Source organism: Leucobacter massiliensis (assembly GCF_002982315.1).
Taxonomy (GTDB): domain Bacteria; phylum Actinomycetota; class Actinomycetes; order Actinomycetales; family Microbacteriaceae; genus Leucobacter; species Leucobacter massiliensis.
The window spans coordinates 527,857-539,944 of sequence record NZ_MWZD01000017.1; the positions used below are offsets into that span (position 1 = coordinate 527,857).

The window sequence follows — 12,088 nt, forward strand, 5'->3', positions numbered from 1 at the left end:
CAGGGACTTCGCACCGCCGTGGCGGAACGCATGAGACGGGGACGGAGACGGGGGCCGCGGCGGGGAAGCGAACCCGGGTTCGACCCCTTCGATCTCGCCGGCTCCGACCCGGAACTGCTGAACTCGGGCCGCATTCCCGACCCGCAGCCCGCCCACACGCCGCTGTTCGCGTGGCTCGCCCGGATCCTCACCGCCGTGGAGGCGCGTCTGCGAGCGCGCGGGGACGCGACCGTGCGCAACGCGATCCGGGCGCTCTGGGCGATCGTCGCACTCGTCGGAGCCTTCCTCCTCGTCGGCCCGATCGTCAACGAGCCGCTCGACATCGACGATGTGCTCGCCTCGGCGAAGATCGACGAGGTGGACTGGATCGCCAGCGACGCGCGGATCGACTACGCCGTCTCGCGCGACCCCGGCGGCCGCTTCGCGGTGACCGGCACCGAGCATTACACGGCCAACTTCACGAACGGCCCCGAGGCGCGGATCGAACGGGTCTTCCCGACCGAGTTCCAGGGGCGCGACACCGGCTTCGAACTCAGCTCCGCAACCGTCGACGGGCAACCCGCAGAGGTGGAACTCCGGCGGGGCGCGACCGTGACGCGCGTGCTGATCTCCCCGCCCGGCGGGGAACGCTTCGAGGGTTCGAGCGAGATCGAACTCTCCTTCGCGCTGCGCGATCTCGTGACCGAGAAGCACGACGACGCAACCGGCACCGAAGTCGAGCGGTGGTCCTGGGATCTGCTCGGCGCGAGCTGGCCGCAGGCCACGAAGGGCCTCGCGGTCTCCGTGACGCTGACGCCGGAGCTCGACGCGGCGCTGCTGCGCGCGCCGCGGGCCCATGTCGGCTGGCTGCTCATCGGCGGCACGGCATGGCTCAGCCCCGAGGCCGAGACCGCGGAGGGCGTGCGCTACGCCTTCACCAACGACGACACGCTGCCGCCCTACCCCGACCTCGTGATCGACCTCAGCTTCGAGCGGGGCACCTTCACCCTGCCGGCGACGACGGCCCTGTTCTGGTGGCAGAGCTGGGGGCCGCTGCTGCCGCTCGCCGTGCTCGGCGTCTTCGCGCTGTTCGCCCTGGCGGCCCGTCGCGTGGTGTGGGCGGACAGCGCGGGTGAGCCGTGGTATCTGCCGCGCGCCGAGCCGCCCGACGAGCTCACCGCCGCGGAGGCCGCGCAGCTGCGCCAGCGGCCCTGGCATGCGGAGCTGATCGACGCGCTGAGCCGGGGCGTGCCTCCTCGGCCCGGGCGGAAGCGGCGCAAGGAGCGCGCCGAGCCCCCCTCTCGGCAGTGGCTGACCGCGGTGGCGCGAGCAGGCATGCGTGCCGGCCGGCTCGGCAACCTCCCGAGCGTGCTGCGCCGACAGGCGCGCTGGGATCGCGACGACCGGGCCGTCGCGGCCGAGCTGCGCTGGGTGCCGGACAGCTACGTGCGCGACAGCTTCATCTTCGGTTCCCTCGCCATCGCCCTGCTCCAGTGGGGGCTGCTGCGGCAGCTCTCGCATCAGGTGATGCTCACCGTCGTCTGGTGGCCGGCGCTGTTCGTGCTGTGCTCCACGGTGCTGGCACTTCTCACCGTCTGGGCGGTGTGGCGACCGCGGCCGCTGACCCGCGCGGGTGCGCTCGCGATGCAGCAGCTGAAGGGGATCGACGCCTACGCGCGCGCGACGCGGCTCGTGGACCGCGGCCCCGTCGACGATCCGCTGCTGCCCTACGCGCTGCTCGGCGTCGGCCCGCGGCGCGGGGGCCGGGGCGTCGCCCGCCTCGCCGCTCAGGAGTCCGGCGACCGCTGGCTGTGGCGCGGCTGGCGCACCGAGCACTTCGTCTCGATGCCGGCGATCCTGGCGCTGCTGCTCGCCCTCGCGACGCTCGCCGCCGCGATCTTCACCGTCTCCACGCGACCCTCCCCCTACGAGCAGGCCGAGTTCGTCACCTGGCCGAGCTCGAACGCCCCCGGCGCGATCTGGGCGCAGATCGAGGGTTTCGACATCGCGGCGGAGCTGGATCGCGACGAACAGGCGGGCGCCCGGCTGAGCGTGACCGAGCGACTGCGGGTCCGGTTCACGCCCGGCGGCTCCTCGGTGCCGCAGCTCGCGCGGGAATGGCCGCGCGAGCGGCTCGGGCAGAGCCTCGGCCTCGCCGTCGAATCGGTGCGGGTGGATGGCGAGGAGGTGCCCTTCGCGGAGACCGCGGGGGCGCACACCACGGCGATGGTGACGCGGATGTCGGAGGTGCGCGACGGGCCCTCCGACGTCGAGGTCCGGTACACGCTGTCGAGGCCCGTGGTCGACGCGCCGGACGGGCCCGACTCGCAGCAGCAGTTGCGCTGGGCCGCAGCGCTCGGCTTCTGGGAGGACAGCTACTACACGAACCCCGCCAACCCCTTCGACGGCAGCGCACCCGTCCGTCCGCTGCGCGTCGAGCTCACGGTGGCCCCCGAGCTGGTCGCGGAGATCCGGACCGGCGGCTGGATCGCCTCGGACCGGGACGCGGAACGGGTGCCCGCCGAGCGTGGCAACGGGTTCCGGCCGTGGGTGTCCGAGCAGCGCGTGTATCTCGGGGAGGGCCTTGAGGACTCCGTGCTCCATGATCTGCGCATCGGCGAGGAGCGGAACGGCGGCGACGGATCGCTCATCGTCTCGCTCGACGCGGACGCGGTGCAGTCACGCGTGGCCGAGGACCTGGGCTCGGAGACCCCCGCCGGGCCGTGGGGAGTGTCTGAGGAGATCAACGCGGGCCTCGAGAAGTACGAGCTGGACCTCACCGGGGACCTCGGCGCGGTGCTGAACTTCCCCGCAGGCACCTTCTCGAACGTGGACGTGGACGGCTACGAGCGGTATCGCAGCGCGTATCAGCTCCCGTACGCGACGGTGCTCGCCTTGGCCGGGGCGGTGGCCGCAGCCTCGGCGGGGACCTTCGTCTTCGCGCTGCGCCTGCGCCGGCGCGCGAGCGCTTCGCTGCGCACCATCGCCTTCGGCGCGATCCCGCTCGCCGCGGCGGCGCAGTGCGTGCTGTTCTGCTGGGCGCTCCTACCCATGCCGGGCGGTGATCAGCGCATCTGGGGCGGGGTGTGGCTCGGTGCGCTGATGCTGACGGGGGTGTTCGCGCAGATGATCATGGTCGGCAGGAGGAGCGGCACGGTGCAGAATGGTCCCCATGACGCACCATGACCCGTCCGCCGCGTTCTTCGCCGCCCGCGACCAGCTGCTCGCGCTCGCCGGCGATCCCGCCCGCGCCCGCGCCGAGTTCCGCTGGCCGGAGGTCGGCCCCGACTTCAACTGGGCGCACGACGTCTTCGACCGCATCGCAGAGGGGAACGACGCGACCGCGCTGCACATCGTCGAGCAGGGCGGCGGCGAGACCGTACGGAGCTTCGCGCAGCTGAAGCGGCGCTCCGACCAGGTGGCGCAGTGGATGCGATCGATCGGGGCGCGACGCGGTGACGTGGCGATGCTCATGCTCGGCAACCGGGTCGAGCTGTGGGAGATCATGCTGGCCGCGATGAAGATCGGCGTGGTCATCCTGCCGACCTCGGTCGTGCTCGGCGCGCACGAGCTGCAGGACCGCGTCGAGCGCGGCAGCGTCCGGTGGGTGTTCGCCGCCGCCGAGGACGCTGTCAAGTTCGCCGAGGTGCCTGGCGACTACCGCGGGGTGGGCGTCGGCCTCGACACCGCCTCCCGTGACCATCGCGCGCAGCTCTACGACTGGCACCGCTACGAGGAGTCGAGCGCCGCCTCGCTCGCCCCCATCGCGAAGGCGACCCGCAGCACCGACCCGGCGCTGCTCTACTTCACCTCGGGCACCACGAGCCTGCCGAAGATCGTGGTGCACTCGCACACCAGCTACCCGGTGGGGCACCTCTCGACGATGGCCTGGATCGGGGTGCGGCCCGGTGACGTGCACCTCGTGATCAGCGCACCCGGCTGGGGCAAGCACGCCTGGTCCAGCTTCTTCAGCCCGTGGCACGTGGGCGCGACGATCCTGGTCGTCAACTCGCCCCGCTTCGACCCCGAGTTCCTCGTCGCCGAGCTCGACCGCCACGGGGTCACCACCTTCTGCGCGCCGCCCACCGTGTGGCGCATGCTCATCCAGCACCGCCTCGAGCGGCGGCCGCGCGCACTGCGCGAGCTCGTCTCCGCGGGCGAGCCGCTCAACCCGGAGGTGATCGCGCGCATCCGCGAGTGGTGGGGGCTCGACATCCGCGACGGTTACGGCCAGACCGAGACGACGGCGCTCATCGGCAATATGCCGGGTGACCGGGTCGTGCCCGGGGCGATGGGCCTGCCGCTCCCCGGCGTCGATGTCGTGCTCGTCGACCCGGTCACCGGCGAGGAGGCGCAGGAGGGCGAGATCTGCTTGCGGACCGACGAGGCGGACCCGGAGCCGGATCGGGACGCCGAGGCGCCCCCGCGCCTCGCGCCCGTGAACCTCATGCCCGGCTACTTCGGCGACCCCGGGGCGACCGCGCGGGCGACGGCCGGCGGGCTCTTCCGCACGGGTGACGTGGCGGTGCGCGACGACTCGGGGGTGCTCACCTTCGTGGGCCGCACCGACGACATCTTCAAGTCGAGCGACTTCAAGGTCTCGCCCTTCGAGGTCGAGAGCGCGCTGATCGAGCACGTGAGCGTCGCCGAGGCCGCGGTGGTGGGCGCCCCCGATGAGACGCGCCTCAACGTGACGAAGGCCTATGTGGCGCTCGCCGCCGGCGTCGAGGCCGACGAGCACACGGCGCACGCGATCCTCGCGCACGCCCGCGCGGCGCTGCCGCCGTACATGCGGGTGCGCCGGGTCGAGTTCTTCGAGCTGCCCAAGACCAGCTCGGGCAAGATCCGGCGGGTCGAACTGCGGCAGCGCGAGGTGTCCGCGTACGGCGAGGGGCGCCGGATCGAGACCGAGTGGCGCGAGGAGGATTTCCCGGGGCTGAAGGGCTGAAGGGCTGAAGGGCTGAAGCGGCGGGGCTGAGCGTGCCCGCATGACTGCGGCGGGCCGTGCCGGGGTGAAGTCCCCGAGCGCTTCGGGCTCGCGGCCGCTCAGCGCTGGTGAGGTCGACGCGCCGGCGCCGCGAGGAGGGCGTGGCAGCGGGCGATCCGCTCGCGCCACCAGCGCTTCCGCTCCGGCGGGGCGGCGAAGCGGTCGAGCGCGGCGCCGTCGAGCGCGGGCCGCCGCACCGCGATGGATCCCTCCCGCGGCAGCAGCGGATCCGCGGTCACGTCGCCGTCGAGCAGCGCGACCGTGCCCAGCCCGCACGCTCCGGCGAGCAGCCCCTCCGGGAGTGCGGAGGCGAGGCGCAAGCCCATCGCGATGCCCGCCGAGGTGTCGAGCGCGCTCGACACGACCACCGGCAGGCCCGCCTCCGCCACGATGCTGAGGGCGCGCCGCACCCCGCCGAGCGGCTGCGCCTTCACGATGAGCAGGTCCGCGGCCCCCGCGCGCGCCACCGCGAGCGGGTCGGCGGCCTTGCGCACGCTCTCGTCGGCGGCGATCCGCACGGTCGGGGCGGAGCCGGAGTCGCCGGCCACCTGGCCCCGCGTCTGCCGCCGCACCTCGGCGAGCTCCGCCACGGTCGCGCAGGGTTGCTCGGCGTAGTCCAGCTCGAACTCGGCGAGCGCGCGCAGCGCCGTCGCCGCCTCCGTGACCGTCCAGCCGCCGTTCGCGTCGACGCGGACGCGCGCTTCCGGACCCAGCGCCTCACGGACGGCGCGCACGCGGGCGACGTCGTCGGCGAGCGACTGCCCGCGCTCGGCGACCTTCACCTTCGCGGTGCGGCAGCCGGGGAAGCGCGACAGGATCGCGGGCACCTCGGCCGCTGGGACCGCGGGCACCGTCGCATTCACCTCGATGCGCTCGCGCAGGACGGGCGGCTGCTCGGCCCAGCCGAAGTCGAGCGCCGCGGCGAGCCAGGCGGACGCCTCCGCGTCGCCGTACTCGGGGAACGGGGAGAACTCGCTGGCGCCCTGGGGGGCGTCGAGGATGGCGGCTTCGCGCACGGTGATGCCGCGGAAGCGGGTGCGGGTGGGGATCGCGACGACCCGGGTCGCCGCCAGCACCTCGGCCAGCGGCGGGACCGGATCCTGCTCTCTCATGCCTCGATCCTCCCACGCCCCCGCCTCGCCGGGGTGTCCTTGCGGGGGCTCCCGGCACGGGGGGATGATGGGCCCATGCAGCAGGAACCATCCGGGGGAGCCGAGCGGGGTGCGCGGACGGCTCGCGAGGGGGAGGAGCGCGCGGGCCGCGATGCCGGATCCCTCGCGGACGGCTCCCATCCCGGCGAGCCCCACGACAACCGCCTGGGCCAGCGCCTCAACTGGCTGCGCGCCGGGGTGCTCGGCGCGAACGACGGGATCGTGTCCACCGCCGGCGTCGTGATCGGCGTCGCGGGGGCCGCGCCCGGCAATGTGATCGCGATCGCGACCGCGGGCGTGGCGGCGCTCGTCGCCGGGGCGTTCTCGATGGCGGGCGGCGAATACGTGTCGGTGAGCACGCAGCGCGACACGGAGCGCGCGATGATCCGGAAGGAGATCCGCGAACTGCGCGAGGAGCCGAAGGAAGAGCTCGAGGAGCTGGCCGGCTTCTACCGGCAGCGGGGGCTCTCGCCGGGGCTGGCACGGCAGGTCGCGGAGGAGCTCACCGCGCACGACGCGCTCGCCGCGCACGCCGAGGTCGAGCTGGGCATCGACCCGGAGGAGTTCACGAGTCCCTGGGCGGCCGCCTTCTCCTCCTTCGTGTCCTTCACGGTCGGGGCGCTCATCCCGCTCGTCATGATCCTGCTCCCCCTCGGCGAGCACCGGGTGTGGGCGGCGGCGCTCGCGGTGGTGATCGGGCTGCTGCTGACCGGGTGGATCAGCGCGGCGCTCGGGCAGGCGCCGCGTCTGCGCGCGATCCTCCGCAATGTGCTCATGGGTTCCGCGACGATGGCGGCGACGTACCTGATCGGGATGGTGTTCGGGGTGGCGGTGTCGTAGCGGGTGCGGGGCCGGGCGGAGCGGGCTGCGGCCGCGGCTAGGCTGGGGCCATGACGCAGCAGGATCACCCGGTTTCAGAGCTCTTCGATCCGGCCGAGTGGCAGCTCGCCCCCGGCGCGGAGGGGTACACCGACCTCACCGCGCACCTCAGCCGGGACGGCCGCATCGCGCGCATCGCCTTCGACCGGCCGGAGGTGCGCAACGCCTTCCGCCCGCACACCGTCGACGAGCTGTACGACGCGCTCGACCGGGTGCGGGTCAACCCGCGTGTGGGGGTGGTGCTGCTGACCGGCAACGGCCCCAGCCCGAAGGACGGCGGCTGGGCGTTCTGCTCCGGCGGGGATCAGCGCATCCGCGGCCGCGACGGCTACAAGTACTCGGACGACGAGACGGGCGTCGGTCCGGAGGCTGCGGCGCGTGCGGGGCGCCTGCACATCCTCGAGGTGCAGCGGCTCATCCGCTTCATGCCGAAGGTCGTCATCGCGCTCGTGCCGGGCTGGGCCGCGGGCGGCGGGCACTCGCTCAACGTCGTCTGCGATCTGACGATCGCGAGCCGCGAGCACGCGCGCTTCAAGCAGACCGACGCCGATGTGGGCTCCTTCGACGCCGGCTACGGCAGCGCCTACTTCGCCCGGCAAGTGGGGCAGAAGAACGCGCGGGAGGTGTTCTTCCTGGCGCGCGAGTACGACGCGGACCGCGCCCGCGAGATCGGGGCGGTGAACGAGGTGGTGCCGCACGCGGAGCTGGAGCGCACCGGCATCGCGTGGGCGCGCACGATCCTCGGCAAGTCGCCCACGGCGATCCGCATGCTGAAGTACGCGATGAACGCCGTGGACGACGGGATCGTGGGCCAGCAGCTCTTCGCGGGCGAGACGACGCGCCTCGCCTACGGCACGGACGAGGCCGTGGAGGGCCGCGACGCCTTCCTGGAGAAGCGGGATCCCGATTGGAGCCCGTTCCCGTACCACTTCTGAGCGCGGCCGCTGCGGCTCGGGAGCCGGCTCAGCTCCCCGGCCGGGCTGTGCGCCCGTCCCCGCGCCGGCCTCGCTCCCGCGCCCGTGCCCGCCCGTGCCCCGCTCGCTTCGTGCGCACCGCGACGCGAGTACCCTGGAACGGTGACTGCGCCTAACGGACTCCGCGCCATCCCCACCGATGACCGCGCCTGGCTCATGGCCGCGCTCGCGGACGCGCTGTCGGGCGGCGCCCCGGTGCTGCCGCTCGGCCCCGGCGTCGACGCGGCGGCGGCCGCCGGGCTGCAGCGGGCCCCGCTGCCCGAGGGCACGGCCGTGGTGATCCGCACCTCGGGCTCCACGGGGATGCCCAAGGCCGTCGCGCTCAGCGCGGCGGCGCTGCGGGCCTCGGCGGAGGCGACGCACGAGGCGCTGGGCGGACCCGGCCAGTGGCTCGTGGCGCTTCCGACGCAGCTGATCTCGGGACTGCAGATGCTCGTGCGGTCCGAGCTCGCGGGGGTGGCCCCGGTGTTCGCGGCCGCGGGATCGGATGGTCCGGGGGCGGAGGGCGCGGGATCGCCGCGCGGCGGCTTCGATCCCGCGCGGCTGCTCGCCGCCGCCGAGACGATGGAGCACGAGCGCCGCTACGTGTCGCTGGTGCCCGTGCAGTTCTCGCGCCTCCTCGACCTCGCCGAGCGCGAGGCCGCCGCCGCCGAGGCGCTGCGCCGCTTCGACGCGGTGCTGGTGGGCGGGCAGGGCGTGTCGCTCGCGCTGCGCCGCCGCGCCCACGAACTCGGGGTCGCGCTGCGCCGCAGCTATGGCATGAGCGAGACCGCCGGCGGCTGCGTCTACGACGGGGTGGAGATCGGCGAGACGCGGGTGCGCATCCGCGCGGGGGAGGTGCAGCTCGCAGGGCCGACGCTCGCGCTCGGCTATGTGGGCGACGCCGCGCTCACCGCGCAGCGCTTCGTCGAAGAGCCCGGGCGCGAGGGCGAGCCGGTGCGGTGGTATCGCACGGGGGACGCCGGCGAACTGCTCGGCGGCATGCTGACGGTCACGGGCCGCCTCGACCGGGTGCTCATCTCGGGCGGCGTGAACGTCTCGCTCGACGAGGTGGAGCGCGTGGTGCGCGAGCTGCCCGGCTGGCACAGCGCCGTGGCGCTCGCGGCCCCGCACCCCGAGTGGGGGGAGCGGGTGAGCCTGGTGGTCGAGACGGAGGCGGGCGCGGCGCCGTTCGGCGCCGTGCGCGATGCGGTCCGGGACCGGCTCGGCGCCGCGGCCGTGCCCGAGTGGGCGACGGAGACGGAGCGGATCCCGCGCCTGGACGGCGGCAAGCCCGATCTCGTGGCGCTCGGGGAGTGGCTGCGGCGGCTGCGGGCGAGCTTCGCCGAGCTGCGCTCGGCGGAGGCCGGCGGCGGGGGAGCGGAGGCCGCCGGGCGGCCGCAGAGCCGGGAACGGCAGCAGGGTCAGGACGAGCGGACAGCGGAGGAGCAGCGGTGAGCACGAGGGATCGGCGCAGATCGGGCAACCCGGCGGTGCGCGCGGCGGCCGAGCGGCAGCTCGATGCGGGCGAGGCGCCGGCGATCACCTGGCGCAACTGGGTGGGCGGTGCGCGACTGCGCACGCTGCCGCTGGCGATCGCCCCCGTCGCCGCGGGCGCGGGGGTGGCGCACATGGTGCACGGCTTCTCGCTGACGCTCAGCCTGCTCGCGCTCGCCGTCGCCGTGCTGCTGCAGATCGGCGTGAACTACGCGAACGACTACTCCGACGGGGTGCGCGGCACGGATGCCTTCCGCGTCGGGCCCGCGCGGCTGACGGGCTCGGGTCTCGTCGACCCGAAGCGGGTGCTCGTCACGGCGCTCGCGTTCTTCGCGCTCGCGGCCGTGGCGGGTCTCGTGGCGGTGGTGCTGAGCGGACGCTGGTGGTTCCTGGCGCTCGGAGTGCTCGCGATCCTCGCGGCCTGGTTCTACACCGGGGGCAAGCGGCCCTACGGCTATGCGGGGCTGGGCGAGGTGATGGTGTTCCTCTTCTTCGGGCTGGTGGCCACCGTCGGCACGGTCTACCTGCAGACCGAGGTGCAGACGCAGGAGGCGTGGTACGCGGGGGCGGGCGTCGGGCTGTTCGCGGTCGCCGTGCTCGTGGTCAACAATCTGCGCGACATCCCCACCGACCGGCTCGCCGGCAAGCGCACCCTCTCGGTGCGCATCGGCGACCGCGCGAGCCGCGCGCTCTACGTCGCCTGCGTGGTGCTGCCCTTCGCGGTGCCCGCGATCTTCGGCTTCGTCAACCCGGGCATGCTGCTCGTGTGGTTCGTGCTGCTGCTCGTGCTGCCCTGCGTCCTCATCGTGATCACCGCGAAGACCCCCCGCGAGCTGATCCTCGTGCTGCAGCTCACGAGCCTCGCCGCCCTCGCCTACGGCGTGCTCCTCGGCGTCGCCTTCGCCTTCTGAGGCCCGCCCGCCCCGCCGAGTCCGCACATTCCTGCCGGCCCGATCAGGTTCATGACTTCCTCCCACGCTTCTCCCGGCGCTGGCGCCACTCCCGCGTCCGCGCCGCCCGCCGCCCCCGCGCGCCTCTCGCTGCTGCGCGGTTTCGCCCGACTCGTCCCCTTCGCCCGGCCGGCGCTGCCCCGGCTCATCGGCGGAGGCCTCGTGGCGCTCGGTGCCACCATGCTCACGCTCGCCGTGCCGCTCGTGATCCAGTGGGTGATCGACGGCCCCATCACCGACGGCGACCGGACCGCGGTGCTGTGGGGCGTCGCGGCGGTCTTCGCGCTCGGACTCGCCGAGGCGCTGCTCGTCTTCCTGCGCCGCGCGCTCCTGCTCACCCCCACCACCGAGGTGAAGCGGGGCCCGGAGTACGCTGGATGGACATGTCGAACTCCTCACGCTCGCAGCTGTGGCGCCTGGCTCCGAGCATCTACGGGCCGACGATCCTCTTCACGCTCGGCGAGTACGCGATGCTGCCGTTGATCCCGGTGCTCGCCGTCGACATGGGGGCCGGTCTCGGGCTCTCCGGGGCGATCGCCTCGGGGGTCGTGGTGGGGCAGCTCGCGGGCAACCTCCCGGCGAGCTGGGTGGTGGCGCGCTCCGGAGAGCGGATCGCGATGCTGCTCGCCGCGGGCGTCGCGTTGATCGGAGCGGCGGGGGTGGCGCTCGCGCCGAATCTCGCCGTGCTCGCGATCTCGGTGTTCGTGATCGGCTTCGCGGCCGCCACCTTCGGCCTCGCGCGGCACTCCTTCATGACGACGCGGGTGCCGTTCTCCTTCCGTGCTCGCGCCCTCTCGCTGATCGGCGGCTCCCACCGGCTGGGCCGCTTCGCGGGACCGTTCCTCGCGGCCGGGCTGCTCGCCGTGACCGGCTTCGGCGCCGCGCCGGTGTGGGCCTTCGCGGTGTGTCTCGCGCTCGCGGCGCTGCTCGTCGGCTTCGCGCCCGATCCTGAGCGGCTCGTGCCGGTGGCGGGAGCTGGCGGCGGGGCGGGCGCGCCCGCTCCGGCGGCGGGCACCGGATCGGCGGGCGCAGATCGCGGCGGCGGGATCCTGGCCGCGGTGCGCGCGGGGCGCGGGCCGCTGCTGCGCGTCGGTGGCGCGGCGGCGGTGCTCTCGGGGCTGCGCTCGGCGAAGGACGTGCTGCTGCCGCTGTGGGGCGTCTCCATCGGCATGGACGCCGCGAGCATCGCGCTCGTCGTCGGCGTCTCGGGCACGATCGACTTCGCCCTCTTCTACACGAGCGGGCAGGTGATGGACCGGTACGGCCGGCTGTGGGCGGCGCTGCCGGCGACGGTCGCGATGGCGGTGAGCTTCCTGGTCCTCGCGCTGACCCACGATCTGCCGGGCGCGGGGGCGTGGCTGCTCGGCTGCGCGATCGTCACGGGCCTCGGCAACGGGCTGTCGAGCGGGATCCTGCTGACGCTCGGCGCCGACCTCGCCCCGCGCGACGATCCCGCCCCCTATCTCGCCGCGTGGCGCACCCTCACGGACCTCGGGGGAGCGCTCGCCCCGCTCGCCGTCTCGGCGATCGCCGTCGCCTCGCTGCCGCTGTCGAGCGCGGCCCTCGGGGTGCTCGCCGTGCTCGGCAGCCTCGGCTTCGCGCGCTGGATCCCGCGCTACATCCCCCGCTCCCGCCCGCCCCGCACCCCCTGAGCCCGCCGCCCGCTTCGCGGGCGCTCCGGGCGTTCCGGGC

At 74.3% G+C, this 12,088-nt stretch carries 9 protein-coding genes; 8 read left to right on the forward strand and 1 reads right to left on the reverse strand.

From position 1 onward, the window contains the following. Positions 1–30: 30 nt before the first annotated feature. Both B4915_RS09310 and B4915_RS09315 read left to right on the forward strand, forming a co-directional pair. Positions 31–3,165, forward strand: a complete 3,135-nt coding sequence (locus B4915_RS09310) for a DUF2207 domain-containing protein (RefSeq protein ID WP_105805811.1) — start codon at positions 31–33, stop codon at positions 3,163–3,165. Further along, positions 3,152–4,927 carry an AMP-binding protein gene (locus tag B4915_RS09315; protein WP_105805504.1) on the forward strand — a complete coding sequence of 592 codons (1,776 nt, stop codon included), beginning with the start codon at positions 3,152–3,154 and terminating at the stop codon, positions 4,925–4,927. Before B4915_RS09310 ends, B4915_RS09315 begins: the two co-directional genes overlap by 14 nt. Positions 4,928–5,025: 98 nt before the next feature. On the opposite strand, the gene B4915_RS09320 is transcribed toward B4915_RS09315, so the two are convergent. Further along, positions 5,026–6,078, reverse strand: a complete 1,053-nt coding sequence (locus B4915_RS09320) for an o-succinylbenzoate synthase (RefSeq protein WP_105805505.1) — start codon at positions 6,076–6,078, stop codon at positions 5,026–5,028. Between the two features lie 75 nt (positions 6,079–6,153). On the opposite strand from B4915_RS09320, the gene B4915_RS09325 reads away from it, so the two are divergent. The 6 genes from B4915_RS09325 to B4915_RS09345 all read left to right on the forward strand — a co-directional run bounded on the left by B4915_RS09325 (position 6,154) and on the right by B4915_RS09345 (position 12,048). Further along, positions 6,154–6,957, forward strand: coding sequence for a VIT1/CCC1 transporter family protein (locus tag B4915_RS09325; RefSeq protein ID WP_105805506.1), 804 nt, complete (start codon positions 6,154–6,156; stop codon positions 6,955–6,957). A gap of 50 nt (positions 6,958–7,007) precedes the next feature. Further along, entirely contained in the window at positions 7,008–7,931 is a 924-nt protein-coding gene (locus B4915_RS09330; RefSeq protein WP_105805507.1) for a 1,4-dihydroxy-2-naphthoyl-CoA synthase, read from the forward strand. A 141-nt stretch (positions 7,932–8,072) separates the two neighbouring features. Further along, positions 8,073–9,407 carry an AMP-binding protein gene (locus B4915_RS09335; RefSeq protein WP_245907424.1) on the forward strand — a complete coding sequence of 445 codons (1,335 nt, stop codon included), beginning with the start codon at positions 8,073–8,075 and terminating at the stop codon, positions 9,405–9,407. Next, positions 9,404–10,357, forward strand: a complete 954-nt coding sequence (locus B4915_RS09340) for a 1,4-dihydroxy-2-naphthoate polyprenyltransferase (RefSeq protein WP_105805509.1) — start codon at positions 9,404–9,406, stop codon at positions 10,355–10,357. The genes B4915_RS09335 and B4915_RS09340 overlap by 4 nt, the downstream gene beginning before the upstream one ends. 51 nt (positions 10,358–10,408) lie before the next feature. Continuing rightward, complete coding sequence (locus B4915_RS14460) at positions 10,409–10,879, forward strand: 6TM ABC transporter family protein (RefSeq protein ID WP_146120063.1); 471 nt, start codon at positions 10,409–10,411, stop codon at positions 10,877–10,879. Then, positions 10,780–12,048 (forward strand): MFS transporter, encoded by a 1,269-nt coding sequence (locus B4915_RS09345; protein WP_105805812.1) that lies wholly within the window; start codon positions 10,780–10,782, stop codon positions 12,046–12,048. The genes B4915_RS14460 and B4915_RS09345 overlap by 100 nt, the downstream gene beginning before the upstream one ends. Positions 12,049–12,088: the final 40 nt, after the last annotated feature.

Excerpts from the sequence above, each read along its gene's own strand:
- B4915_RS09310 (WP_105805811.1), top strand. The coding sequence starts at position 31 with ATGAGACGGGGACGGAGACGGGGGCCGCGGCGGGGAAGCGAACCCGGG.
- B4915_RS09315 (WP_105805504.1), top strand. The coding sequence starts at position 3,152 with ATGACGCACCATGACCCGTCCGCCGCGTTCTTCGCCGCCCGCGACCAG.
- B4915_RS09320 (WP_105805505.1), bottom strand. The coding sequence starts at position 6,078 with ATGAGAGAGCAGGATCCGGTCCCGCCGCTGGCCGAGGTGCTGGCGGCG.
- B4915_RS09325 (WP_105805506.1), top strand. The coding sequence starts at position 6,154 with ATGCAGCAGGAACCATCCGGGGGAGCCGAGCGGGGTGCGCGGACGGCT.
- B4915_RS09330 (WP_105805507.1), top strand. The coding sequence starts at position 7,008 with ATGACGCAGCAGGATCACCCGGTTTCAGAGCTCTTCGATCCGGCCGAG.
- B4915_RS14460 (WP_146120063.1), top strand. The coding sequence starts at position 10,409 with ATGACTTCCTCCCACGCTTCTCCCGGCGCTGGCGCCACTCCCGCGTCC.
- B4915_RS09345 (WP_105805812.1), top strand. The coding sequence starts at position 10,780 with ATGTCGAACTCCTCACGCTCGCAGCTGTGGCGCCTGGCTCCGAGCATC.